Consider the following 26,071-nt stretch of genomic DNA (forward strand, 5'->3'; position numbering starts at 1 on the left):
AGGGGCGTGCGCCGGTGCCGCATCCCGTCCCGAAACCACGCTCAAGGTGAAACAAGGTGACCTCGCCCGCCAGTCTTGAGGGCCCGCTCGACCGTGCCTTTGCCGTGCTGGAGTTCGTCGCGGGGCAGCTCAAGGCGGTGTCGGCCGCCGAGATCGCCAAGACTCTCGACCTGCCGCTGCCGACGGCGCACCGGCTGATCGGCAATCTGGAGGCGCGGGGCCTGCTGCAGCGTGCGGCGGGCACGCGGCGCTACGTGGTCGGCAACAAGCTGGTGGTGCTGGCGGGAAAGACCATCGGCTCCGCCTTCCGCTCGGCGCGCCGGCACGCGGTCCTGCAGAACGTCGCGGCGGAAATCGGCGAGCAGTGCGAGATCGGCATCGTGCGCAGCAATCTCGTCGTCTATGTCGACAGCGTGCGCGTCACTGCCCCGCAGGGCCTTCAGTTCGACCCCGGCAACGGCGCGCCGCTGCACTGCACCTCGACCGGCAAGATCTATATGAGCCTGCTGCCCGCCCGGGCGCGGGAGAAGCTGGTGCGTGCGCTGGCGATGGAGCGGCACACGGAGCGCACCATCGTCGACCCGGACCGGCTGCTCGCGGTGCTCGAGGAGACGCGGGGCGCCGGCTGGGCGCGCACGAACGAGGAGTTCGTGAAGGGCGTCGTCGGCTGCGCGGTGCCGATCAAGGCGCCGGACGGCACGCTGCTCGCCTGCCTCGGCGTCTCGGTGCCGGTGGCGCGGGTGAGCTTCGAGGAGCTGGAGCGCTTCCGCGAGCCGCTGCTGCGGGCTGCCCGGCTGCTGTCGGACACCATCCTGCAGGTGGACGCCGACTTCGACGGCGCCTAGCGCCGCGCGACCCCCGAGACCTTCCCGGAAAGCTTGACCACACAGGCACTTCGCCAGCGCGGAGGCACGCATTCTTGCGCCTCGGCTCCACGGTTGAGGCGATCATTCATCTAGTAAATTCTCATAAATCGGAATAAAAAATACTCATAAAATGACATTCATATGGACGGAACGACGCCTTCGCCTATCCTTTGATCGGCGGCGCCGGATGGTCCGTTTTTGTGCAGTGCGGCCGCTCCCCGCGAGCGCCCGCGGTGAGTGCATCGGCATCGGGAAGGCGGCGCCCGCGCGGCGGGGCCGGTCCGCCGGCCGATTGGAGACGATGATGACGAAGCATTACGACGTCGAGGCCGTGAGGAAGCTGTTTCCCGCCGCGGAGAGGCTGACCTACCTCGACTCCGGCTTTCAGACCCCGATGTCGACCCCGGTCCGCCGGGCGCTCGAGACCTTCATCGAGGAGGCCTACGAGACCGCGGGGCCGAAGTCGGTCTGGATCGAGCGGATGGAGGCGACGCGGGCGAAGCTCGCCGCGTTCCTCAACGCCGCGCCCGAAGAGGTCGCCTTCACCAAGAACACCTCCGAGAGCATGAACATCGCCGCCAACGCGCTGCCTCTGGCCGCCGGCGACAACGTGCTGATGGTCCATGGCGACCACCCCAACAACGCCTATGCCTTCCTCAACCTCGCCCGGAAGGGGGTCGAGGTCCGCTTCGTTCCGATGACGGAGACGGTGAACGCGGAGAGCTTCCGGCCGCACATCGATGCCCGCACCCGGGCGATCTCGATGTCGCAGGTCACCTTCCATGCGGGCCATCGCTTCGACGTCGAAGACGTCGGTCGGCTGTGCGCGGAGGCGGGCCTCTATTACGTGCTCGACATCATGCAGGGCGTCGGCGTGGTGCCGATCGACGTCAAGCGGGTCGGCGCCACCTTCATCGGCTCGGGCACCCACAAGGGCCTTCTGGTGCCGCAGGGGCTTGGACTGCTCTACTGGGACCGGACCCGCACTGAGCTCGAGCCGGCCTATCTCGCCGCCATCAGCCTCGCCCGTCCGCCGGCAGACCTGATCGCCCGGCCGGACGACCTCGAGCCGGCGCCCACAGCCGCCCGCTTCGAGATCGGCAATTTCAACCTGCCGGCGACCCACGCGCTCGGCGCCGCGCTCGATCTCATCGGCTCCATCGGCGTCGAGAACATCGCTGCCCACTGCTTCGACCTCGGCGACCGGCTGATCGAGGGCCTCGATGCGTGCGGCGTCGCGCTGGTGGGGCCGCGCGCGCGCGCCCACCGGGCGCCGCACATCTATGTGGCCGCGCTGCCAGCCGAGGAGTGGCTCGACTATTTCGCCAGCCGCGGCGTGCGCCTGTCGCCCGAGCGCGACGGCGTGCGCATCTCGTTCGGCATGTTCAACACCGCCGCCGACGTCGACCGCTTCCTCGACGTGGTCCGCGAGCGCGGCGTCCGGCCCGGACGCTCGCCGAGGGCCGCCTAGCCGCGACCGGATGCGGTTCGCCCGCTCCCGCCGTCAAGCCAATGCCCTATAACCAACCAGAGGGAACCAAACTGATGAAACTGGCCGCGTTCCTTTCCGCCGCCGCCCTGTCGGTGCTGACGCTCTCCGCCGCGCAGGCCGGGCCGACGCTCGACCGCATCAAGTCCAACAAGGCGATCTCCATCGGCTATCGCGACGCCTCGATCCCGTTCTCCTATCTCGGGGCGGACCAGAAGCCGATCGGCTTCTCGCTCGACCTCTGCTCGAAGCTCGTCACCCGGCTCGAGGCCGATCTCGGCGAGAAGATCGCCGTCAACCTGGTGCCGGTGAACTCGTCCAACCGCATTCCGCTGATCCAGAACGGCACCATCGACATCGAGTGCGGCGGCACCTCCAGCAGCAAGAAGCGGCTGGAGCAGGTGAGCTTCAGCGTGTCCACCTTCGCCAGCCAGCCGTCCTGGCTCACCATGGCCGACAGCGGCATCACGTCCGCCGCCGACCTGAAGGGCAAGACCGTCGTCGTCACCCAGGGCTCGAACGCGGTCGGCATCGCCCAGGGCATCTCGCAGAAGGAGGGCCTCGGCCTCAGCATCGTCCAGGCCAAGGACCATGCCGAATCCTTCCTGATGCTCACCTCCGGCCGCGCGGCGGCGTTCATGGAGGACGACATCCTGCTCGCCGGCCTGAAGGCCCAGTACAAGGACCCGGCGAAGCTCGCCTTCCTGTCGGACCAGTACCCGAAGACCTATTATGGGCTGATGTTCTCCAAGGACGATCCCGAGTTCAAGGCGACGGTTGACGACGTGCTGGGCAAGCTGATGGCCTCGGGCGAGTTCACCAAGCTCTACGACAAGTGGTTCGTGTCGCCGATCCCGCCCAAGGGCATGAACCTCAACTTCCCGATGAGCGAGGCTCTGAAGGAGCGCGTCGCCAAGCCGAGCGACGTCGTGGATTACTGATCCTGCCGGCGGCGCGGTCCCCCGACCGCGCCGCGCCACGGCGGGCAGAAGGAGGCGCGCGATGTTCACCGTGCTATTCGACCAGGGCTCGGACGGGCGCATGTACGGCGTCTGGCTGCTGTCCGGCCTCGGCTGGACACTGAGCCTCGCCTTCTTCGGCTGGTGGCTCGCCTTCGCGATCGGGCTGGTGGTCGGCATCGGCCGTACGGTCGAGAACCGGACCATCGCCATCCTCTCGCGCGTCTATGTCGAGGTGTTCCGCAACATTCCCGTGCTGGTGCAGATGTTCCTCTGGTACTTCGTGGTGCCCGAGCTGCTGCCGGCGAGCCTCGGCACCTGGATCAAGCAGATGCCCCCGCCCTGGGGCGCGTTCTTCCCCGCCCTTGTGTGCCTGTCCTTCTACACGGCCGCGCGCGTCGCCGAGCAGGTGAGGGCGGGCCTCGAGGCCCTGCCGGCCGGCCAGCGCGAGGCCGCCGCGGCGCTCGGGCTCACCGAACGCCGGACCTACTGGCTGGTGCTGGTGCCGCAGGCGCTGCGCCTGATCGTGCCGAGCCTGACCAGCGAGGTCATGGGCATCTACAAGAACACCTCGGTGGCGCTGACCATCGGCCTGCTCGAGCTCACCGCCGAGGCCCGCCAGATCAGCGAGGAGGCGTTCCAGACCTTCGCCGCCTTCGGCGCGGCGACGATCATCTACCTCATGCTCGCGCTCGCCGCCTACCAGCTCATGAACTGGATCGACGAGCGGGCGCGGATCCCCGGCACGGCGCCTCCCGCCCGCAGGAAGAGCCTGCGGCTGCTGGCGCGCCGGCTGCCGGAGGGAGCCTCCTCATGAGCCAGCTCGACTTCAGCGTCGTCTTCGACAACCTGCCCTATCTGTGGGAGGGGCTGCGTTTCTCGCTGCTGCTGACGGCGGTCGCCTTCGCCGCCGGCATGGTGCTGGGCACCGGCCTCGCGCTGCTGCAGCATCTCGAGGTGCCGGTCGGCGCCCAGCTCGCGCGCGGCTATGTGGCGCTGATCCGCTCGATCCCGCTCATCCTCGTGTTGTTCTGGTTCTTCTTCCTGGTGCCGCTGATGCTCGGCGCGTTGATGAATGGCGGGCGGCCGATGCCGATCGGCGGGGTCTGGACCGCCTTCATCACCTTCTCGCTGTTCGAGGCCGCCTATTATTCGGAGATCATCCGGGTCGGGCTGCGCTCGGTCAGCAAGGGCCAGTACGAGGCGGCGCAGGCGCTCTCGCTGTCGACCTACAAGACCTACCGCTTCGTCATCCTGCCGCAGGTGGCGCGCGTCACCAGCCCGATCATCCTCAACCAGACCATCATCCTGTTCCAGGACACCTCGCTGGTCTACGTGCTGTCGCTGACGGACCTGGTCGGCGCCGCCTCGAAGCTGGCGCAGCTCAACGGCCGGCTGGTGGAGATGTATCTCGCCGTCGCCGTCGTCTACCTCGTCATCTGCTGCACGGCCTCGCAGCTCGTCGCCTATCTGCGCCGCCGCACCCAGCTCAACCAGAACCGGTAGTCCCGCCGATGAACATGCACCTGCCCACGCCGAGGCTCGCCGGCCCCGCGCAGGCCGAGCCGGCCATCGTGCTGGAAGGCGTCACCAAGTTCTATGGCGGCTTCCGGGCCCTGAACCATGTCGACCTCGAGGTGGCGCGGGGCGAGACCGTCATCGTCTGCGGGCCGTCGGGCTCGGGAAAGTCGACGCTGATACGCTGCCTCAACCGCATCGAGACGCACGACCGGGGGCGGATCGTGGTCAACGGCCACGAGCTCACCGACGCGCTGAAGGACATCGCCGCCGTGCGGCGCGAGGTCGGGATGGTGTTCCAGAGCTTCAACCTGTTCCCGCACCTCACCATCCTCGAGAACTGCATGCTGGCGCCGGTGCAGGCGCGCGGCATCGCCCGCAGGGAGGCGCGCGAGATCGCGATGCACTTCCTGTCGAAGGTGCGGATCCCCGACCAGGCCGGCAAATATCCCGGCCAGCTTTCCGGCGGGCAGCAGCAGCGTGTGGCGATCGCCCGCGCGCTGTGCATGCGCCCGCAGGTCATGCTGTTCGACGAGCCGACCTCGGCGCTCGACCCGGAGATGGTGAAGGAGGTGCTCGACACCATGGTCGGCCTCGCCGGCGAGGGAATGACCATGGTCTGCGTCACCCACGAGATGGGCTTCGCCCGCGAGGTCGCCGACCGCGTCGTGTTCATGGACAAGGGCGCGGTGGTCGAGCAGGACACGCCGGAGCGCTTCTTTTCCGCGCCGGCGAGCGAGCGGGCGCGCGAGTTCCTGCGGCAGGTGATCCACTAGTCGGCTCGGGCGGCGTCAGCGAGCGCCCGCGCGCAGGGTGTCGGGGCGGGCGCGTTCGCCGCGAAGCTTCGCCTGCCAGGTGCCGGCGCTCACCATCTCGGCGATGACGTCGGCGAGCACCTTGGCGACGGCCTCGCTGCCGCGCGGGTTCATCGTGCGCTGGGAGACCACCACCGAGAGCCGCCAGGACGGGGTGGGGTCGACGATGGGAATGGCGACCATCTCGCCGCGCTCCATCTCGTCGCCGAACGCGAAATGCGGCATCACCGCGAGCGCGCGCCGCGCGCCGACCATGCGCGCGATCGCCGGCAGGCTGTCGCAGGCGGTGGCGTGGGGCACGACGTCGTGGCGGGCGGCGAACTGCTCGATCACCGTGCGCATCACGTTGGGCGCGCCGGGCAATACGATCGGCAGCTTGAACATGTCGCGGAAGGCGATCTGCCCCTCGCCGGCCACCGGATGGTCGGGCGGGGCGAACAGCATGAGGTCCTCGACCATCATCTCGGTCCAAGCGACGTGCTCGAACGCCTTGTGGTCGTAGAGAAGCGCGACGTCGAGCCGGCCCATCTGGATGAAGTCGTCGAGATAGCCGGTCATGGCCTCGACGAGGTGCAGCGTGATGTTGGGCTGGCGTTCGGCCATGGCGTTGATGAGGGGCAGCGAAAGCCCCCGGCAGGCCGAGGTCGGCAGCCCCACCGAGACCTTGCCGGAGGGGTTCTGCGACTGCGAGCGCACGACCTCGCGGGTGCGCTCCACCTCCTGCAGGATGCGCCGGGCGTGGTCGTAGAACTGTTGGCCCATATCGGTCGGCGTCACGCCGCGGGCATGACGCAGCAGCAGATCGACGCCGAGTTCGTCTTCGAGGTTCTTCATCTGCTGGCTGAGCGAGGGCTGGGCGATGCGCAGCACTTCCGCGGCCCGGGAGAAATTGCCGCTTTCGGCGATCTGGACGAAGTATTTGAGCTGACGCAAATCCATGGAGGCGGCCTTTCCCGGCCAACTCTGCCGCCGCCCGGCCGTTTGTCAAACGACTAAAAAATAGGCCATATGCACAAACTATTGACAGGTAACATGAAACTATGAAGCGAAATCAGTGGCTTGGGAAGAATTGGCGCTCATAGTCGCTGCCTATGTTTCGCTGTAATAGCTCAAACCTATATGAGCCATCGGAAATTAATCTTTGTCGATAGGCGCCACTTATATTTAGCCTGATTAGGCACCCAGAAGATCCGGGCCACGACGCTCGCCGAACCACGAATCCTGCCGACGACAGGAGAATGAATCGTGTCTTATCAAGGTTTTGGGCGCGGCCAGCCGCTGGTCGCGACGCTGCCGCTCGGCCTCGAGAGCCCGGCGCCGGCCGGCGGGCGGGGCAGGGAAACGCCGTCGCCCGAGCGTGCCGTGCGGCGCGTTTCCGTTCAATCGTGAAGGAGTGACCATGTCTCGCGTCATCGACCTGAGCTTGCTCATCGAAGACAACATGCCGGCGCACAAGCTTTTCCAGCGCCCGGTCATCACCACCCATCTGAGTCATGACAGCTCGAAGGCGCTCGGCCTCGGCGTACCGGGCGACGCGATGACGTTCCAGACCAACTTCATCGCCATGCTCGACCACGTCGGCACCCATGTCGACGCCTTCCGCCATGTGAAGCCGGACGGCGCGCCGATCGACGAGATGCCGCTCGAGATGTTCATGGGCAAGGCGGTGTGCTTCGACCTGAGGCACATTCCCGATCTCGGCGACATCGGCGTCGAGGACATGGCCGAGGCCGAGGCGAAGGCCGGGGTGAAGGTCGACGGCCACATCGTGCTGCTCTGCACCGGCTTCCACCAGCGCAACTATCCGCGCCTCGATTCGGTCTGGAAGAACCCGCTGCTGACGGCCGAGGCGACCCGGTGGCTCTATGAGCGCGGCTCGCGGATGCACGGCGTCGAGGGCCCCTCGACCGACAAGCCCACCGACGACATCTTCGCCCAGCACCGGCTGTGCCGCGAACTCGGCATCAGCCACTGGGAGTGGCTGGTCAATCTGGAAGAGTTGATCGGCAAGGGCGAGTTCCAGTTCTTCGGGGCGCCGCTGAAGTTCAAGGGCGGGTCGGGCTCGCCGGTGCGCGCCTTCGCCATCGTCGATTGAAAGTGCCGACCGTATGCCGGCCTGACGGTCCGGCATACGGCACCCTTTTTGCTACGCGGTAAGCGATGATGTCCCGTTTGCTAGCACATGCTCCCTTTGCCCGGCTGGGCGCCCGCGAGGCCCGCGCGCGCATCGCCCGGCGCGAGATCTCGCCGGTGGAGCTCACCCGTGCCGCGCTCGACGCCGCGCGGGAGACGCAGGCGAGCCTCAACGCCTTCTTCCTCATCTTCGAGGAGGAGGCGATGGCAGCCGCGCGGGAGGCGGAGGCGGCGGTGATGCGCGGCGAGGCGACCGGCCCGCTGCACGGGCTGCCGTTCTCGGCCAAGGACCTGATGGCGGTGAAGGGCGCGCCCTATGCCTCCGGCTCGCGCGCCATGGCGGACAACATTGCCGGCGTCGATGCGCCGGCGGTCGAGCGCGCGAGGGCGGCCGGCGCCATCCTGATCGGCAAGACCACCACCAGTGAATTCGGCTGCAAGCCGATTGGCGACAGCCCGCTGACCGGCATCACCCGCAATCCGTGGAACCTCGACAAGACGCCCGGCGGCTCGAGCGCCGGCGCGGCGGCCTCCGTGGCGGCGGGCGTCACCCCGTTCGCGCTCGGCACCGATGGCGGCGGCTCGATCCGCATCCCCTGTGCCTTCTCCGGCCTCGCCGGCATCAAGGGGCAGTTCGGCCGCGTGCCGGTGTGGCCGACCTCGGCGACGCCGACGCTGGCCCATGTCGGCCCGATCGCGCGGGACGTCGCCGACGCGGCGATGCTGTTCGCCGCCATCGCCGGCTACGACTCGCGCGATCCGTTCAGCGTCGCCGGGCCGGTGCCCGATGTCGAGGCGGCGGTGGACGCGCCGGTCGCGGGCATGCGCATCGCCTGGAGCCCGACGCTCGGCTACGCCCGGCCGGACCCGGAGGTGCTGCGCGTCACGCGCGCGGCGGTGGAGCGCCTTGCCGGGCTCGGCGCCGTCGTGGAGGAGGTCGAAACCGTGTTCGGTTCCGACCCCGCCGATCTGTGGGCGGCCGAGTTCTATGCCGGCGTCGGCACGCGCCTGCGCGAGGTGGTGGAGACCCGGCGCGAGCTGCTCGACCCTGCGGTGGCCGAGGTGCTGCAGGCCGCGCTGTCGCAGGAGATGCGCGGCTATTACGAGACCGTGTTCCGCCGCTACGCGCTGCGCGAGGAGATGCGGGGCTTCTTCGAGCGCTACGACGCGCTGGTCTCGCCGGTGCTGCCGGTGACCTCGCTCGATGCCGGGCTCGACATGCCCGCGCACCTGTCCGAGCGCAACCTCCTGAGCTGGGTCTTCTACACCTACCCGTTCAACCTGACCGGCCAGCCGGCCGCCAGCATCTGCGCCGGGCTCGACGCGGACGGCATGCCGGTCGGGCTCCAGATCGTCGGCCGCGCGCTCGGGGAGGCGGACGTGGTGCGCCTCGCGGCCGCGCTCGAGCGTGTCCGGCCCACCTTCGATCCCGTTCCTCCCGCCTTCCGCCCCGTACCCGTCGAGGTCCTCCAATGAGCACGCCAGAAGTCTTCATGCGCCGCGCCATCGACATCAGCCGCGACAAGATGCGGGTGGACGGCTGCGCGCCGTTCGGCTGCGTCATCGTCAAGGATGGGGTGATCGTTGGCGAGGGCGTCAACAACGTCGTCAACAACCACGACGCCACCTCGCATGGCGAGATGGAGGCGATCCGCGACGCCGGCCGCAACCTCAAGACCTGGGACCTGTCCGGCTGCGAGCTCTACACCTCCTGCGAGCCCTGCGAGATGTGCGCCGCCGCGATGTTCTGGGCCAAGATCTCGAAGATGTACTACGCCAACACGCTCGGCGATTGCGAGCAGATCGGCCTCGACTGCGCGCCGCTGCGCACGATGGTCCGCTCCGATGTCGAGGAGCGCGCGCTGCCCGCGCGGCGCCTGCTGGGCCCCGAGGCCCGCGAGGTGCTGGACGAGTGGGCCGCCATGCCGAGCTTCGACCCGTTTCTGTGACGTGCCGCGCCTTCCGCCCGCGTCGACCGGAGAAAGCGTCGGCACGGTTTCAAACAAACAACCTTCCCGATGGAGCCTTCGTCCATGACTGAGTTCGACGGAAAGATCACGGATTTCCGCGGCCTGCTTCACCCGCTCAACCGCCGCCGCTTCCTGCAGGGCGCCAGCGCGCTGGCCGGTGCCGCCGCAGTCGGCGCCGCGAACGCGCCCGCGCCGGGCTATGCCGACGACAAGGTGCTGAACCTTTTGAGCTGGCCGGGCCACGGCGATCCGGCCTTCGTAAAGCCGTTCGAGGACAAGTACGGCGTCAAGGTCGTCGCCAAGGAATATGTCGGCGGCGAGCCGATGCTGGCGCTGATGAACCAGTCGCCGCCCGGCTCGTTCGACGTGGTGCTGGCCGACGCCGAGTACATCCACATGCTCCAGGAGGGCGGCTTCATCGACAAGATGAACCCCGCCGACTACCCGCTCGCCGACTACTGGCCGGAGTTCCAGCACTTCCCGCCGCACTGGGTGGGCGAGGACCTCTATTCGGTGATGATCCGCTTCGGCTATCTCGGCATCGCCTACCGCACCGACGTGCTGAGCGCGCAGGACGTCGAATCCTACAAGGTGCTGTGGGACGAGAAGATCAAGGGCAAGGTCGGCTTCTTCGACTGGTACCTGCCGACCATGGGCTGCCTCAGCCTCTATGACGGCAACAGCAAGCCCTTCGACATCTCCGCCGACGCCTTCGACAAGCTGAAGAAGACGATGTTCTCGCTGAAGCCGCAGGCGTCGGGCTTCTACTCGATGGCCGACCAGTTCTCGATGCTCACCAACGGCACCGCCGCCGCCATCCCCGGCATCGGCGACTGGGTGGTGCTGCTCCTGCAGAAGAACGGCGTGCCGGTCTCCGCCACCGTCCCCAAGGAGGGCGGCATCCAGTGGACCGAGTCGATGTCGATCGTCTCCTCCTCCACCAAGAAGGACCTCGCCAAGGCGTTCATCCAGTACGCCTCCTCGCCGGAAGGCCAGGCGCGCTCGGCGATCCTGCCGGCCTACTGGGCCTCGATCCCCAACAAGAAGGGGTGGGAGGTACTGAACAAGGAGCATCCGGCCGACGCCAAGGCGTTGCGCCTCACCTTCGACGAGCGCAACGTCATGGACGAGTACAAGGACGGCAAGATCCACATCCGCCAGACGCCGGTGCAGCAGTCGATCGAGGACTGGAACGACGCCTGGTCCGAATTCAAGGCGATGTGAGGCGACGGCATGAAAGCCGCGCCGGACGGCCCCCGGGCCGCCCGGCGCGGACCCGTCAGCCGCCGCTCCTCACCCGTCACCGCCCACGCTTGCACAGGCCGCCGCGACCCTTCATGTCCGATCAAAGCGCCCCTCCGGCCCCCGCGCCGGCCTCTCCGGCGAGAACGGCCTCCTCGGCCAGGGCGACCCGCATGCGCTTCGCGGCGGTGTGGGGGCTGCCGCCGCTGCTGTGGCAGCTCGCCTTCTTCGTGACGCCGCTCGGCTTCCTGGTGGCGATGACCTTCTGGTCGGTGAAGAACTTCCGCCTGATCCCGGACGCGACGCTCGCCAACTGGCGGTTCATCCTCAATGCCGGCTTCTTCCGCAGCGCCTATGTCTACACCTTCTGGCTGGCGGCGCTGACCGCGCTGATCGCGAGCCTCGTCGCCTTTCCCGCCGCCTATACGCTTGCCTACCGGCTGAAGCCGGCGACCCGGCGCTTCCTCATCTTCATGCTGGTGGTGCCGTTCTTCACCTCCTACCCGGTGCGCATCTACTCGACGCAGATCTTCTTCAGCCCGGAAGGCATCATCAACGCGCTGATTGCGCCGCTCGGCTTCGGCCCGGTCTCGGTGCTGAACACGCCGACCGGCACCGTGGTCGGCTATCTGGTGCTCACCCTGCCGCTGGTCGTGCTGCTGCAGACCTTCGCGCTGATGAACGTGCCGAAGACGCTGATCGAGGCCGCGCACAATCTCGGCTGCGGCAGGCTGCGCACCATCCTCACGGTGATCGTGCCCTCGGCCCGGGTCGGGCTGATCGTCGCCGCCACCTTCACCTTCGTGCTGGCCTTCGGCGACTATGTGGCGCCGCTCTATCTCGGCGGCTCCAAGCCGCCCACCCTGTCGATCCTGATCGCCGACCAGGTGAAGTCCGGCAATCACTGGCCGCGCGCCTCGGTGGTAGCGGCGATCATGATCCTCACCCTGATCGTGGTGATGACCGGCATGCTCGGCCTCGCCTATGGCCGCAGGGGAGGCCGGCGATGAACGCCAACCTGCTGCGCCGCGCGGCGCTCATCGCCTGGACGGCGCTGGTGTTCGCCTTCATCTTCGCGCCGATCGTCTCGACGGTGGTGTTCTCCTTCAACGCCGACCGCTTCCCGAGCCTGCCCTGGGCCGGGTTCAGCCTGCGCTGGTACGAGGCGATCTTCGCCGATGCCAGCATCCAGCGCGGGCTGACCAACAGCCTGATCGTGGCCGGCGCGACCTCGGTGCTCGCCACCTTCCTCGGCTTCGCCGCCGCCTATGTCGACTACCGCTACCGCTTCGTCGGCAAGATCGCCTACACCGCGCTGGTGGCGCTGCCGCCGACCGTGCCGGTGGTGATCCTCGGCGTCGCCATGCTCACCTTCGAGGGGCGCGTTGGCCTGTCGGGCACGCTCGCCGGCGTCACCGTCGGCCATGTGGTGCTGGCGGCGCCCTTCGCCATGGCGCTGGTGCGCATGCGCCTTGCCGATCTCGATCCCGACATCGAGGGCGCCTCCGCCAATCTCGGCGCCACGCCGTGGCGCACCATGACCGGGGTGGTGATCCCCTTCTGCCTGCCGGCCATCCTCGCCTCGCTGTTCCTCACCGCCGCCGTCTCCTTCGACGAGTTCATGATCGCCTGGTTCGTGTCGGGCGTGAACGAGACGCTGCCGGTGCGGGTGCTCGCCATGCTGCAGGGGCAGGTGAGCCCGCGCATCAACGCCATCGGCGCCATCGTGTTCATCGTCTCGATGACGCTGGTCGTCCTCGCCCAGATCCTGATCGGCCGGCTGCTCGGTCGCCGCAGCAAGGAAGCCTGACATGACCGGAAGCAAAGCCGGCCCGATGCTGGAGATCGACCGCTTGGCCAAGCGCTATGGCGACACGGTCGCGGTGGCGGACGTGTCGTTCGGGATCGAGAAGGGCGAGTTCATCGCCCTGATGGGCCCGTCCGGCTGCGGCAAGACCACCACGCTGCGCATGATCGCCGGGCTCGACACGCCGAGCAGCGGCGAGATCCGCCTGTGGGGCCGGCGCATCAACGAGGACGCGCCGTGGGAGCGCGAGGCGCCGCTGGTGTGGCAGCACTATGCGCTGTTCCCCTTCCTCTCGGTGGCGAAGAACGTCGAGTTCGGGCTGAAGCAGCGCGGCCTGCCGGCGGCCGAGCGGCGCCGCAAGGCGCTGGAATGGATGGAGCGGCTGGGCATTGCCGGCTTTGCCGAGCGCGGCGTCGACCAGCTCTCCGGCGGCCAGCGCCAGCGCGTCGCGCTCGCCCGCGCGCTGGCGCTCGAGCCCGAGATGCTGCTGCTCGACGAACCGCTCTCCGCGCTCGACCCGCATCTGAGGGTACGCATGCAGTCCGAGCTGGTGCGGCTGCACCGCGAGCTCGGCATCACCTTCGTCTGCGTGACGCACAGCCATTCGGAGGCCTTCGCCATGGCCGACCGGGTGGTGATCATGAGCGAGGGGCGGGTGCAGCAGATCGGCGCGCCGCGCGAGATCTACCGCCGCGCCGCCAATCGCTTCGTCGCCGAGTTCGTCGGCGGCAACAACCTGTTCTCCGGCACCGCCGCGGCGGCGGGCGAGGGGCTGCTGCGGGTCGAGGGCCCGTTCGGCACCGCTCTCGCGCCGCGTCCCGCCGACGTCACACTGCGCGAGGGCGGTGAGGTGACGCTGGTGGTGGCGGCCGACCGGATCGACCTCGGCGCCGCGCGCTCTGGCGCGGGCAACGAGATCGAGGCGAAGGTGGTGACGCTCGAATTCGTCGGCTCCTCGGTCACGGTGTTCCTCGAGACCGCCGGCGGCGCCGAGCTGCGCATCCAGCGCTCGCTGCGCCAGATCGAGAACACCCCGCTCAGCCCGGGCGACGCCGTCATCGCCCGCTGGCCGCAGGACGAAGGCTTCTTCCTGCCGGCCTGACCGCGCTTTCCCCCTTGCATCCAGTCATGGAGTGATCCGATGTCGACCTTTATCCGCGGCGCCACCGTACTCGCCATGGGCGGGGCGTCCGGCAGCACGCCCTTCACCGGCGACGTCCTCATCGAGGGGGACCGCATCGCGGCGATCGGTCCCGACCTGCCGGTGCCCGAAGGCGCGACCATCATCGAGGGCGCCGGCAAGCTGGTGATGCCCGGCCTCGTCAACTCGCACCTGCATTCCGGCGAGGCGCTGTTCAAGGGCCGCTACGACAACCTGCCGCTCGAGCTGTGGATGCTCTATTCCTACCCGATCCTCGGAGCCAAGGCGCTGGCGGAGCGGATGATCTATCTGCGCTCCATGGTGGTCGCCATCGAGTCGCTGAAGACGGGCGTCACCTGCCTCACCGACGACATCTTCGAGGCCCCGCGCCAGTCGCTCTCCCAGCTCGGTGCGGCGGTGCAGGCCTATGACGACGCGGGCATCCGCGCCACCGTCTCCGGCCATGTCATGGACAAGGATTTCCTCGATTCCATCCCCTTCTCGCGCGAGCACGTTCCCGCCGAGCTGCAGGCCGAGGTCGCCAGGCTCGGCGTGCCGACCGCCGCCGAATATGTCGATTTCGCCAGGCAGGCCTACGCCGAGTTCCATGGCCGCGCGGGGCGCATCCGCTTCATGCTCGCCCCCTCGGCGCCGCAGCGCTGCACCGCCGAGCTGATGCAGGCGGCGAACGAGCTGGCGCTCGAATGGAGGGTGCCGTTCCACACCCACATCGTCGAGACCAAGGTGCAGGGCGTCACCGGCCCGGTGCTCTACGGCAAGACGCTGATGCGCTACATGGCCGATCTCGGCCTGATGCACAGCGGGACCACCATCGCCCATTCGGTCTGGGTGACGCCGGACGACATCGCGCTGATGGGCGAGGCGGGGGTGTCGATCGTGCACAACACGATCTCGAACCAGAAGCTCGGCGCGGGCATCGCGCCGGTGCGCCAGCTCCTCGACGCCGGGGTCAACGTGGCGCTGGGCTCCGACGGCATCTGCTCCAACGACACGCCGCGCATGTTCGACGTGATGCATGCCTGCGGCCTGATCCACAAGGTGACGACGCCGGATTACAGCCAGTGGGTGAGCGCGGCCGAGGTGCTGCACGCCTGCACGCTCGCCGGCGCCCGCAGCGCGCTGATCGAGCACGAGACCGGCTCGCTGGAGGCGGGCAAGAAGGCGGATCTGCTGATCGTCAACCTCGACACGGTGAGCTTCACGCCGCGCAACGACATCCTCAACCACCTCGTCTATTGCGAGAACGGCTCCTCGATCGAGAAGGTGATGGTGAACGGCGAGATCGTGGTCGAGAACGGCCGCCTGACCAAGGTCGACGAGGGTGCGCTGCTCGCCGAGCTGAGGGCGGCGATGCCGGGTTTCAACGAGTATCATTCGGGCGTGGAGCGGGCGAACAAGACGTTCGAGCCCTATTTCGACGCCATCCATCGGCGCTGCAACCAGATCGACATCGGCGTGCACCGGCTGATCGGCAACAGCGACATGTGGCCCGCCACGCCGTCGGGGAACTTCTGACATGGCCGCGTCCCCGACCCAGATCGCCGACCTCACCTGGTACGACTTCGTCGAACGGGTGAAGGCGAACCCGATCGTGTTCCTGCCGATCGGCTCGGTGGAACAGCACGGCCCGCACCTGCCGCTCGCCACCGACACGCTGCTGCCGCAGGCCCTCGCCACCGCGGTCGCCGAGCGGGTCGGCGGCCTCGTCGCGCCGCCCGTCGCCTATGGCTACAAGTCGCAGCCGAAATCGGGCGGCGGCAACCATTTCCCGGGCACGCTCAGCCTCGACGCGAACGTGCTGATCGGGCTCGTACGCAACATCGTCAACGAGCTGGTGCGCCATGGCGTGCGCCGGATCGTGCTGTTCGACGGCCATATGGAGAACCAGTGGTTCCTGGTGGAGGCCGCCGACCTCGCCCTGCGCGACCAGACAATGCTGGGGCGCGACGACGTGAAGATCATCAAGCTCGGCTATTGGGAGTTCATCACCAAGGCGACCGAGCAGGTGCTGTTCCCGGACGGCTTCCCGAGCTGGGAGCTGGAGCACGCGGCGGTGATGGAAACCTCCGTCATGCTGCATGTCCGGCCCGATCTCGTGCGCAGCGCGCTGATCCCCGATGGGCCGGCGGCAGCATTCCCGCCCTATGACGTCTACCCCTTCGATACCGGCCCGATCCCGGACACCGGCGTGCTCTCCTCGGCGGCCGCCGCCTCGGCACAGAAGGGCGAGGTGGTGCTGGCGCAGGTGGTGCCCGATATCGCCGCCGCGCTGCGGGAGGCGTTCGGCGCTGAATGAGCCTGCCGGCGCGCGACCAGCCCGCAAAAAGGGCCCCGGTGCGTCACCGGAGCCCTTGTGGTCGGCGCTCTTGTGTTCGGAGCCTGCGCCTCAGACCTGCGCCAGGCCGCCGTCGACGAACACCTCGCCGCCGGTCATGAAGCTGCTGTCCGAGGAGGCGAGGAAGGCGGCCACCGCCCCGGTCTCGGACGGGTCGCCCACGCGCCCGAGCGGCGTCGTGGCGCCGAGCGCCTCCAGCACGTCCTCGCCCACCACCTCCATCGCCAGCTCGGTGCGGGTCGGCCCGGGCGAGAGCACGTTGACGCGGATGCCAGTGTCGCGCAGGTCCAGTGCCCAGCTTCGCGCCAGGTTGCGGACCGCCGCCTTGGTGGCGCTGTAGATGCTGAACTGCGGCGTCCCCATCACCCCCGTGGTCGAGCCGGTGAGGATGATCGACCCGCCCGACGACATCAGTGGCAGCGCCTTCTGCACGGTGAACAGAAGCCCCTTCACGTTGACGTCGAAGGTCTGGTCGTAATGCTCGGGCGTGATCTCGCCGAGCGGGGCGATAATGCCGGTGCCGGCATTGGCGAACAGGATGTCGAGCCCGCCGCGTTCGTCCTTCACCACCTGATAGAGCCGGTCGAGATCGGCGAGATCGGTCACCGAGCCCCGCACCGCCCGCGCCGACGTCCCGAGCTCCGCCAGCGCGGCGTCGAGCGCTTCCTGCCGGCGGCCGAAGATGTAGACGAACGCGCCTTCCTCGACGAACCTCTTGGCGGCACCGAGTCCGATGCCGCTGCCGCCGCCGGTCACCACCGCGGTCTTGCCTTTTAGCCTGCTCATGATGTGCTCCTTGTTCAAGGTTGCACTGAGTTGGCCGGGCGCCTACCTATCTACAAGTATGCACCTTTTGGTAAGTACCTGAAAATGTCATCCGATCGCGCAAACCCGACCGTTCCCCCGTCTACCGTTCCCCCGCAGGCCACTCCTTCGTCGCCCCTTGCCTGCACGCCCACGCTGCCCGGCTTCACCTGCGGGCTCGACGCCACGCTGCGGGTCATCTCGGGCAAGTGGAAGCCGCTGATCCTGTACTTCCTCGCCCAGGGCGGCCCGACCCGCTACGGCGAGCTGCGCCGCTCCGTGCGCGACGTCAGCGACAAGATGCTGATCCAGCAGCTCAAGGAGCTGGAGGCCGACGGGATGGTGAAGCGTACCGACTACATGGAGGTCCCCCCGCGCGTCGACTACAGCCTCACTCCGCTCGGGGTCAGCCTCGCCGGCGCCCTGGTGCCGCTGTGCACATGGGGCACGGAGAACATGGCCGAGGTCACGCGCGTCTTCGCCCAGCGCGAGGCCTGGAACGGCCGCGCGCGCTAGCTTTCCCGGCCCCGCGGGGGTGAAAATACCCACCCGCTCCCCCGATCCCGGCTTCCGCCCCGGAATAAAGCCTCTGCGAAAATCGCGAGCGGGCTTGGCAGCCGGCGCGTGTGGTTTCAGGTTATGGCCCGGCCACGACGAAGATCGGCGGCCCAATGATGTGGGGGAAACCATCCATGAACGAGGACAACGCCATCACGCCGCCGGGCGGGCCGGGCGGCCCGGCGCGCTGGACGTCGAGCGCCAAGGTGGGCGTCGGCACCGCCCGCACCGCCGCGAGCCGGCTGTGGTTCACGCTCAGCCACGGCATTCTCAACGAGATCTACTATCCGCGCGTCGACGCCGCCTGCACGCGCGACTTCGGCTTTCTCGTCACCTCGTCGGACGGCTATTTCGCCGAGGAGAAGCGCGACGCCGACCACGAGGTCGGCGTGCTCGAGCACGGCGTGCCGGCCTATCACCTGCTCAACACCGCGCAGGACGGGCGCTGGCGCATCCAGAAGCAGATCATCACCGACACCCGCCGCGAAGCACTGCTGCAGCAGGTCACCTTCGAGGCGCTGATCGGCGACATCTCGGACTACCGGCTGTTCGCGCTGCTCGCCCCGCACCTCGTCAATGCGGGCGCGGACAACTCTGCCTGGGTCGGCGAGTACAAGGGCACGCCGATGCTGTTCGGCTCCGGCCGGCAGGGCGTCTCGCTCGCGCTCGCCTGCTCGGTGCCGTGGAAGGCGCGCTCGGTCGGCTATGTCGGCGCGTCGGACGGCTGGCGGCAATTGCGCAACGACGGCTGCCTCGACGAGCGCTACCAGCGCGCCGAGCACGGCAATGTCGCGCTCAGCGCCGAGATCGACCTCGCCGCCTGCGACGGCACGATGCTGATCGCGCTCGGCTTCGGGGTGCGCCCGGAGGAGGCGGGCTTCCGCGCCGTCTCCAGCCTGCTCGACGGCTTCGAGGAGCTGCGCCGCGACTATGTACAGGGCTGGCGAGCCTGGCAGGGCACGCTGTTGCCGCTCGACCATCCGCAGAACCGCTCGAACATCAACACCTACCGCGCCAGCACCATCGTACTCGCCACCCACCAGCCGCGCTCGGTCGCCGGCGCCATCATCGCCAGCCTGTCGATCCCTTGGGGTTTCAACAAGGGTGACGAGGACCTCGGCGGCTACCATCTCGTCTGGCCGCGCGACCTGGTGGAGAACGCGGGCGGGCTGCTAGCCGCCGGCGCGGTCGACGAGGCGAAGTCCGTGCTCGGCTATCTGCGGGCGATCCAGGAAGAGGACGGCCACTGGTCGCAGAACGTCTGGCTGGACGGCTCCGCCTATTGGGGCGGCGTGCAGATGGACGAGTGCGCCTTCCCCATATTGCTGACCGACATGATCCGGCGCGGCGGCCATTTCGGCCATGGCGAGCTCGCCTCCTACATGGACATGGTGGCGCGCGCGGCCACCTTCATCCTGCGCAACGGCCCGGTGACCGGGCAGGACCGCTGGGAGGAGGATGCGGGCTATTCGCCCTTCACGCTGGCGGTCGAGATCGCCGCCCTGCTCGCCGCCGCCGACATGATGGAGATCGCCGGCCGCCGCGACGAGGCGCGCTATCTGCGCGAGACCGCCGACGCCTGGAACGACTGCGTCGAGCACTGGACCTTCGCCACCAATACCGAGCTCGCCGAGAAGCTTGGCGTCGAGGGCTACTATGTGCGCATCGCTCCGGTCGAGACGGCCGACGCGGCCTCGCCGCTGGACGGCTTCGTGCCGGTGAAGAACCGGCCGCCCGCCGACACCGACAAGCCGGCGGCACAGCTCATCAGCCCCGATGCGCTGGCGCTGGTGCGCTTCGGCCTGCGGGCGCCGGACGACCCGCGCATACTCGGTACCATCAAGGCCATCGACGCGCTGCTGAAGGTGGAGCTGCCGCAGGGCCCGCTCTGGTACCGCTACAACAGCGACGGCTATGGCGAGCACGAGGACGGCGCGCCGTTCGACGGCACCGGCATCGGCCGCGCCTGGCCGCTGCTGACCGGCGAGCGCGCGCATTACGAGATCGCCGCCGGCAATCTGGTGCGCGCGGCGCAGCTTCTCGTCACGCTGGAGGATTCGGCCGGGCCCGGCGGGCTGCTGCCCGAACAGGTCTGGGACAGCGAGGACGTCCCCGAGCGCGAACTCTTCAAGGGCCGGCCCTCGGGCAGCGCCATGCCGCTGGTGTGGGCGCATTCGGAGCATATCAAGCTTATGCGCTCGCTGCGCGACGGCCGGGTGTTCGACATGCCGCCCCAGACCGTGCAGCGCTATCTGGTGGACAAGGTGACCTCGCCGCGCCGGACCTGGCGCTTCAACGAGAAGCTCCGCTCGATCCCGACCGGCCTGATCCTGCGCATCGAGCTTCCCGCGCCGGCGGTGATCCACTGGTCGGCCGACGGCTGGGCCACCACCCACGACACGCCGACCGCCGCCAACGCCTTCGGCCTCCACATCGCCGACCTGCCCACCAGCGGGGCGGCGCATGGCCGGCATCTGCGATTCACCTTCTTCTGGACCGGGGCGGACAAGTGGGAGGGCACGGATTTCGCGGTGGCCATCGACGGCGAGGGCACCATGTTCCACGGCAGCCAGGACCCGCAGGCGCCCGACGCCAGCCGGCGGGTCGCCGAACCCGCCGAAACGGCGCAGTGAGGGAGTGAAGAAGATGGCCAGCAAAGCGGCAGGCATTCTCGCCGTCGACATCGGCGGAACCGGGCTGAAGGCCGCGGTGATCGACAAGGACGGGGCGATGCTCTCCGAGCGCGAGCGCGTCGAGACGCCCCATCCCTGTCCACCGCCGGCGCTGCTCGACGCCTATGCCGGCATGGCGGGCCGGCTGCCGGCCTTCAACCGCATTTCGATCGGCTTTCCCGGCGTGGTGCGCCACGGCACGGTGCTGACCGCACCCAATCTCGGCACCGACGCCTGGGCCGGCTTCACGCTGGCCGACAGCATGTCGAAGCAGCTCGGCGGCCACCCGACCCGGCTTATCAACGACGCCGAGATGCAGGGGATGGGCATCGTTTCCGGCAAGGGGCTGGAGATGGTGCTCACCCTCGGCACCGGTGCCGGCACGGCGCTGTTCCGCGATGGCGAGCTGATGCCGCACATGGAGCTGGCGCACCATCCGGTCCACCACAAGAAGACCTATGACGAGTATCTCGGGGTCGCGTCCTACGAGAAGCACGGCAAGAAGCACTGGAACAAGCATGTGAAGCGGGTCATCGAGCTGCTCTACGTCCTGCTCCACTACGACCGGCTCTATCTCGGCGGCGGCAACGCCAAGCATGTCGAGATCGACCTGCCGGACAACGTCACCATCGCCTCGAACGACGCCGGCCTAACCGGCGGGGCCGCGCTCTGGCGCAAACGCTGAGCGCCGTCCCGCGACCTCTTCGGCACGCCCGGCTTTCCTCGGGCACCTCCCCGGTCGATACTCCCCCGACAATCGCCGGGGGAATTTCGGGGGGCGAGATGTTCAAATTGAGCGAAACTACCCGTCCGTGGTGGGTGCTCGTGGCCGCGAGCGCGGTGCTCGGCCTCGTCGTGCTCGACGAGACCGTGGTCGGTGTGGCGCTGCCGACCATGTCGGCGGACCTCGCCATGTCGCAGGTCGAGAGCCACTGGGTCGTCAACGCGTACCTGCTCACCTTCACCTGCTTCCTCGCCGTCGGCGGCAAGCTCGGCGACATGCTGGGGCGGCGCGTCGTGTTCCCGGTCGGCGCGGGGATCTTCCTCTTGGGCTCGCTGCTCGCGGGCCTCGCCCCCTCGGGCGGGTGGCTGATCGCGGCGCGCGCGGTGCAGGGCATCGGCGCGGCCGTGACCTTCCCGGCCTCGATGGCGATCGTCACCCACACCTTCCCGCCGGAGCGGCGCGGCATGGCGTTCGCCGTGCAGACGACGCTCGCCGGCTGCTTCATGGCCTCCGGGCCGCTGGTCGGCGGCGTGTTCGCACAGACCATCTCCTGGCGCTGGATCTTCCTCATCAACCTGCCGATCGTGCTGCTCACCGTCGGCGCCCTGTGGCTCGCCTATGTCGAGAAGCCGGTCACCCGGGCCCCCGGGCTCTTCGCCCGCTTCGACCGCGCCGGGCTGGCGCTTCTGGTCGGCGCCCTGACCGCGATCACCATCGGGCTGATGCAGGCCACCGAATGGGGCTGGTCGTCGCCCGCGATCCTCACGCTGCTGGCGGGCGGTCTCGTGCTGCTCGCGGCCTTCGTCGGCGTCGAGCTGAAGCGCGCCGCGCCTCTCATCGAGCTCGACCTGCTGGCGATCTCGACCTTCACCGGCGGCAACATCGTCTTCGCCGTGTTCCAGTTCGAGAAGACCATCGTCTTCATCTTCGTCGCGCTCTACCTGCAGCACGTGCTCGGCAGGACGCCGATCGAGAGCGGCCTGCTGGTCTCGATCGCGATCGTGCCCACCCTGCTGACCTCGCGCCTCGCCGGGCGGATCCGCGACGCCCGGGGCGCGCGCGGGCCGCTGACGCTGGCGCTTCTCCTCACCGCGCTCTGCGTCATGGCGATCGGCATCGGCACGGTGCTGCGCAGCGAGCTGCTGATCGGCGCGGTCATGGTCGTCTGGGGCGCGGTGATGCCGGGCATCGCGGTCACCGCGCGCCCGGCTCTGATGGGGGCGGTAGCGCTCGACAAGCAGGGGCAGGCGAGCGGCGTGAACCTGTCGATCCAGATGCTCGGCGGCACGGTGGCGATTGCCGTCTGCGGCACGCTGCTGGTCGCCACCGGCGCCTACTGGCTGGTGTTCCTGATCACCGGCCTGTGCACCCTCGCCGCGGCGGGGGCGGCGTGGCTGCTGGTCGAGCGGCCCGGGTAGGGAAGATGGGCCACCGTCCGGCGCGCCGGGGCAAGTAACCATCGTCGTCGCGGCCACCGACCCGGCGTTGGACCGGGTCGGCTTTCCCGGCCCGCCACCGTCTCGGTTGCCTGCCGTTCCGGCGGCGGGCAGCGCCTATCAGAAGCTCACCTTCAGCGTCGCGTTGAGGCCGTTCTGGGTGGTGCCGTCGCCATACTGGCCGGAATAGGCGACGCTGAGGTTCGCCCTTTCCGATGTCGCCAGCCGCAACCCGGCCTCCACCACCGCCGCGTCCTCGGCGATGGGCAGTCCGCTGGTGATGAAGGAGGCGCCGCCGAGGGCGAAGTAGGAGACGTCGGTCGGCGTCGTGTCGCCGAAGGCGTGCTGCCAGCCGACGCTGCCATAGAACGACATGTCGGCGCCGGCGACGGCGAGCGGCAGCGAGGTGCGGATGCCGAGCGTCGTGAAGCCGGTCTCGCTGGTCGACCCCTCGGTGACCAGCGCGGCGCTGCCGCCCTGTTCGCCGTAGCTGTCGGTGTGCAGGTTCACATAGGCGAGGTTGGCGAAGGGCTCGAAATGGGCGAGCGCGGTGTCGATGCCGTAGCCGAGCTCGCCGAAGGCCTGGAAGGTGCCGGCGTCATAGTCGGATTTCAGCGTGTCGGCATAGCCGTTGAACGCCAGCGATCGCGTCGTCTCGAGGCCCTGCCAGCTATAGGCGAGGCCGGTGCGCAGGGCGAGCGCGCCCCATTTGCGGCCGGCATAGGCGCCGCCGTGCCAGTTGTCGCTGTCGCCGGAGGAGGCGCGGGCGTCGACGTCCATGCTGCCCGAGCTGTAGCCGCCGAGCACGCCGAGCCGCCAGCCCTGGAACTCGCCGTCGGCGCCGATGAAGAAGCCGCCGATGGTGCTGTCGAGGCCCGCCGCATCGCCATTGCCGTTCATCGACGACCAGTTGCCGAAGCCGCTCGCCCACAGCGTGCCGGGCGAGGCCTCGGCCGGGGCGGGGGCTGCCTTGGTCGGGAAGGGCGCGCTCGCCGCCGGGACCGGCGCCGGTGCACCGTAGAACAGCGGCGCGACGGCGATGTCGTTGGCGCCGCCGTTCCCGTCCACCGTGCGCAGCCGGTCGAACACGGCGCGGCGCACGAACTGGCTGTCGGTGATCATCACGCTCTTGGCCGAGGCGTTGATCTCCGGCGAGAGGGAGGAGAAGGCCGCCGGGGCGGTGCCGGCATTGAGCGACAGCAGGGCGTCGTCGAGCGGCGTGCTGCCCGCTTGCATGGTATCGCGCGCGGCGGCGACGGCGGTCTGGTTCGCGGTGTTCGCCAGCGCCACGAAGGGCACGTCGCTGCGCACCGTGTCCAGCGCCACGCCGTTCGCGGTGTAGGACACCACGGCGTCGAGCAGGGGATAGGCGGTGCCGAACGGGTCGTTGACGCCGGCGAAGGCGCCGTTGACGCCGCCCGCGGCGCCGAGGATCTCGTAATGGCGCAGGCCGATATACGGGCTGGCGAGGCTGAGCTGAAGGTTCGCGCCCGCGACCGCGACGGTGCCGCCGGCGGTGATCAGGTCGGCGGTGCCGTCCTGGGCGAATTCGGCCTGGTAGGTCGTGCCCGGCGCCAGCGTGACATTGCCGCCGACGGTGACAGTGCCAACCGAATTGCCCGGGGCGATGGTGCCGGCGCTCACCATGAGGTCGCGCTGCACCGTGCCGGTGCCGAAGAACAGGCCGCCGGTCTCGACGCTCCCGGTGACGGTGCCGTTATTGCCGAAGGCGCCGGTGCTTTTCACATTGCTGTCGATCAGCGCGTCGTTGATCAGGACGCCGTCATTGTGCACGGCCGAGCCGCCGCGCGCCGAGACCGTGCCGGCATTGTAGAAGGTGCCGGCCTGGCCGATGGAGAGCGGGCCGACGATCGAGCCGGTCAGGGCCAGCGTGCCGCCCTCGACGGTGGTGCCGCCCGTGTAGAGGCTGTTGCCGGCGAGGACGAGCGTGCCGCTGCCCCGCAGGGCCAGGCCGCCATCGCCGGTCATGTCGTTGGCCCAGACGTCGAAGGCGTTGTAGCCGCCGCGCGCGGCGTTCATCGTCACCGTCTGGATGCACCCCTGCGAGCCTTCGCCGCCGCAATTGAGGGCGCCGAAGCCGTCGGCGGCGGCGTACAGGTTCAGCCGCGCCCAGCCCTTACCGTTGTCGAACACGTTGCCGGACGGGAGCTCGGTCGTCCTCAGCACCTCGCGCCGCTGGTCGGCGGTGAGGTAGGGGAAGCGGGTGGACAGCAGGACCTCCGCTCCCTCCGGCACGACGGGCGCCTCGGTGGTGGAGGTGAGGTCGGGCAGGTTGTAGGTGAGCAGATTCAGATAGTCCTGCCGGTCCTGCGCGAACTGCGCGGCGGTCGGGATGACGCCGGCGCGGATGCACCCGATGACGTTGTTCTCGCAGCTCGCGGCATAGGGCGAGCCTCCGCCCGAACCGATATAGGCCTGCAGCGACGCGCTGGCCGCCGCGAGGTCCACGGGCTGGAGGGACAGGATTTTCTGGTCGTCGTCCGGCACGAAGACGCCGTCGTAGTTCACGCCGTTGAGCCACTGGGCGATGTTGTAGGTGGCGAGGATGCGGCCGCTGATGACGTCCAGCGGGTAATGCACGCCGAAGATGTTGCGGCTGAGGCCGAACTCCACGCCGGCCCTGAGGAAGTCCTTGAAGTACTCCGGGGCCATGATGCCCGTGAGCAGGGCAAGGGTGTTGCCCATGGTGGAATGGCCGCTGGGAAAGGCCGAGTTGTCGATATAGGTTCCCCAGTCCTGGGCCTGATAACCCTGCGGCACGTTCGAGGATTGCTGAATCGTCACGGCCAGCGGCGATGCCTGGTCGGGGGTCCAGGGATTGCCGTGGATCTCGGGCGACACCACGAAGGGGCGGGGATCTCCGGCGGCGTCACTCGCGTATATGGACAGAGGCTTATAGTGCTCGCCATAGCTGTTCAGGGTGGAGCTATTGCCGAAATAGTTCTTTAGCCCGCCGGCAATGTCGACGAATGCGTTGACCGCATTGAAGGTGTTGGCGATGTAGGCCCCGTGCGTGTCGGGAAAATTCGTTCCCGGTGCGAGCAGGTTGCCCGCGTCGAACAGGTAGCTGAGCTGCGGGACCGCGTGGTTCCAGATGTTGTAGTACAGCGTCGGGGACTGGAGCTGGCTGTCGAGCGCCGCCGTCTGCTTCTGTGCCGAGGTGGAGGTGGAATAGATCTCGATCTCGGTCGAGAGATTCTTGTCCAGAATATCCTTGCCGGCGCTCGATTGGGTGAGCGTGCCGAAATTCGACAGGAGCTCGGTGTTGCAGCTCCATACGTCGCAGCCCGAAGCCTGCGCGAAGGCCGCCGAGCCGCCGATTGCCGAGAGACTCATCATCGCGGCCGGAGCCACGGAAAGTGCAATAAATAGCCGACCGAACGACTGCCGGATCCCCACCACGGCGCTGCCCCTTTTCTACGGCGTCCGCTGCACGCCGTCCTGCCCCGCCTTCAGCTAAAACGCATTTCGTGATGAGTTGAAGTCATTTGTCGCGTTCGGGGCGCTTTATTGGAAGGTGTCCTTCTACCGCAACACTGCCGTTACGCAAGGCGCGCCGG

General features: G+C 68.5%; 22 protein-coding genes. 19 read left to right on the plus strand and 3 right to left on the minus strand.

The window, feature by feature from the left end; translation table 11 throughout:
- Positions 1–56: 56 nt before the first annotated feature.
- The 6 genes from NVS83_RS12860 (at position 57) to NVS83_RS12885 (ending at position 5,608) form a co-directional block, all read left to right on the plus strand.
- Positions 57–845, plus strand: a complete 789-nt coding sequence (locus NVS83_RS12860; protein ID WP_258739650.1) for an IclR family transcriptional regulator — start codon at positions 57–59, stop codon at positions 843–845.
- Between the two features lie 325 nt (positions 846–1,170).
- A complete protein-coding gene (locus NVS83_RS12865; protein WP_258739651.1) occupies positions 1,171–2,337 on the plus strand; it encodes an aminotransferase class V-fold PLP-dependent enzyme in 1,167 nt (388 codons plus the stop codon).
- Positions 2,338–2,411: 74 nt separating this feature from the next.
- Positions 2,412–3,296, plus strand: a complete 885-nt coding sequence (locus NVS83_RS12870; protein WP_258739652.1) for an amino acid ABC transporter substrate-binding protein — start codon at positions 2,412–2,414, stop codon at positions 3,294–3,296.
- A 61-nt stretch (positions 3,297–3,357) separates the two neighbouring features.
- The gene (locus NVS83_RS12875; RefSeq protein WP_258739653.1) at positions 3,358–4,131 is read left to right on the plus strand and encodes an amino acid ABC transporter permease; all 774 of its coding nucleotides are present in this window, start codon (positions 3,358–3,360) and stop codon (positions 4,129–4,131) included.
- Complete coding sequence (locus NVS83_RS12880) at positions 4,128–4,820, plus strand: amino acid ABC transporter permease (protein ID WP_258739654.1); 693 nt, start codon at positions 4,128–4,130, stop codon at positions 4,818–4,820. The genes NVS83_RS12875 and NVS83_RS12880 overlap by 4 nt, the downstream gene beginning before the upstream one ends.
- Positions 4,821–4,834: 14 nt before the next feature.
- Positions 4,835–5,608 (plus strand): amino acid ABC transporter ATP-binding protein, encoded by a 774-nt coding sequence (locus tag NVS83_RS12885; protein WP_258739763.1) that lies wholly within the window; start codon positions 4,835–4,837, stop codon positions 5,606–5,608.
- Between the two features lie 15 nt (positions 5,609–5,623).
- Here the strand turns inward: NVS83_RS12885 and NVS83_RS12890 are convergent, their stop codons facing one another.
- Positions 5,624–6,586 carry a LysR family transcriptional regulator gene (locus NVS83_RS12890; RefSeq protein WP_258739655.1) on the minus strand — a complete coding sequence of 321 codons (963 nt, stop codon included), beginning with the start codon at positions 6,584–6,586 and terminating at the stop codon, positions 5,624–5,626.
- Between the two features lie 460 nt (positions 6,587–7,046).
- On the opposite strand from NVS83_RS12890, the gene NVS83_RS12895 reads away from it, so the two are divergent.
- The 9 genes from NVS83_RS12895 (at position 7,047) to NVS83_RS12935 (ending at position 16,257) form a co-directional block, all read left to right on the plus strand.
- Positions 7,047–7,742, plus strand: a complete 696-nt coding sequence (locus NVS83_RS12895) for a cyclase family protein (RefSeq protein ID WP_258739656.1) — start codon at positions 7,047–7,049, stop codon at positions 7,740–7,742.
- Between the two features lie 77 nt (positions 7,743–7,819).
- Positions 7,820–9,256 (plus strand): amidase family protein, encoded by a 1,437-nt coding sequence (locus tag NVS83_RS12900; RefSeq protein ID WP_258739657.1) that lies wholly within the window; start codon positions 7,820–7,822, stop codon positions 9,254–9,256.
- Complete coding sequence (locus NVS83_RS12905; RefSeq protein WP_258739658.1) at positions 9,253–9,729, plus strand: nucleoside deaminase; 477 nt, start codon at positions 9,253–9,255, stop codon at positions 9,727–9,729. Before NVS83_RS12900 ends, NVS83_RS12905 begins: the two co-directional genes overlap by 4 nt.
- 84 nt (positions 9,730–9,813) lie before the next feature.
- The gene (locus NVS83_RS12910; RefSeq protein WP_258739659.1) at positions 9,814–10,974 is read left to right on the plus strand and encodes an ABC transporter substrate-binding protein; all 1,161 of its coding nucleotides are present in this window, start codon (positions 9,814–9,816) and stop codon (positions 10,972–10,974) included.
- 191 nt (positions 10,975–11,165) lie between these two features.
- On the plus strand, positions 11,166–12,002 hold the full coding sequence (locus tag NVS83_RS12915; protein ID WP_258734895.1) for an ABC transporter permease: 837 nt from the start codon (positions 11,166–11,168) through the stop codon (positions 12,000–12,002).
- Positions 11,999–12,802, plus strand: coding sequence for an ABC transporter permease (locus NVS83_RS12920; RefSeq protein ID WP_258739660.1), 804 nt, complete (start codon positions 11,999–12,001; stop codon positions 12,800–12,802). The genes NVS83_RS12915 and NVS83_RS12920 overlap by 4 nt, the downstream gene beginning before the upstream one ends.
- 1 nt (position 12,803) lies before the next feature.
- A complete protein-coding gene (locus NVS83_RS12925; protein ID WP_258739661.1) occupies positions 12,804–13,901 on the plus strand; it encodes an ABC transporter ATP-binding protein in 1,098 nt (365 codons plus the stop codon).
- Positions 13,902–13,940: 39 nt separating this feature from the next.
- Entirely contained in the window at positions 13,941–15,476 is a 1,536-nt protein-coding gene (locus NVS83_RS12930) for an amidohydrolase family protein (RefSeq protein ID WP_258739662.1), read from the plus strand.
- A gap of 1 nt (position 15,477) precedes the next feature.
- Positions 15,478–16,257, plus strand: a complete 780-nt coding sequence (locus NVS83_RS12935; RefSeq protein ID WP_258739663.1) for a creatininase — start codon at positions 15,478–15,480, stop codon at positions 16,255–16,257.
- A 90-nt stretch (positions 16,258–16,347) separates the two neighbouring features.
- Here NVS83_RS12935 and NVS83_RS12940 read toward each other — a convergent pair whose 3' ends face one another.
- Entirely contained in the window at positions 16,348–17,082 is a 735-nt protein-coding gene (locus NVS83_RS12940; RefSeq protein WP_258739665.1) for an SDR family NAD(P)-dependent oxidoreductase, read from the minus strand.
- Between the two features lie 84 nt (positions 17,083–17,166).
- On the opposite strand from NVS83_RS12940, the gene NVS83_RS12945 reads away from it, so the two are divergent.
- From NVS83_RS12945 to NVS83_RS12960, 4 genes are all read left to right on the plus strand, one after another.
- Positions 17,167–17,616 (plus strand): winged helix-turn-helix transcriptional regulator, encoded by a 450-nt coding sequence (locus NVS83_RS12945; protein ID WP_374115046.1) that lies wholly within the window; start codon positions 17,167–17,169, stop codon positions 17,614–17,616.
- A gap of 176 nt (positions 17,617–17,792) precedes the next feature.
- Positions 17,793–20,291, plus strand: a complete 2,499-nt coding sequence (locus tag NVS83_RS12950; RefSeq protein WP_258739666.1) for a glucan 1,4-alpha-glucosidase — start codon at positions 17,793–17,795, stop codon at positions 20,289–20,291.
- Positions 20,292–20,304: 13 nt separating this feature from the next.
- Positions 20,305–21,015, plus strand: a complete 711-nt coding sequence (locus NVS83_RS12955) for an ROK family protein (RefSeq protein WP_258734902.1) — start codon at positions 20,305–20,307, stop codon at positions 21,013–21,015.
- Between the two features lie 107 nt (positions 21,016–21,122).
- Positions 21,123–22,472: an MFS transporter gene (locus tag NVS83_RS12960; protein ID WP_258739667.1), complete on the plus strand. Its 1,350-nt coding sequence runs from the start codon at positions 21,123–21,125 to the stop codon at positions 22,470–22,472.
- Positions 22,473–22,610: 138 nt separating this feature from the next.
- On the opposite strand, the gene NVS83_RS12965 is transcribed toward NVS83_RS12960, so the two are convergent.
- A complete protein-coding gene (locus tag NVS83_RS12965) occupies positions 22,611–25,847 on the minus strand; it encodes an autotransporter domain-containing protein (RefSeq protein WP_258739668.1) in 3,237 nt (1,078 codons plus the stop codon).
- Between the last annotated feature and the right edge of the window lie 224 nt (positions 25,848–26,071).

The organism is Ancylobacter mangrovi (genome assembly GCF_024752335.1).
GTDB classification, from domain to species: Bacteria; Pseudomonadota; Alphaproteobacteria; order Rhizobiales; family Xanthobacteraceae; genus Ancylobacter; species Ancylobacter mangrovi.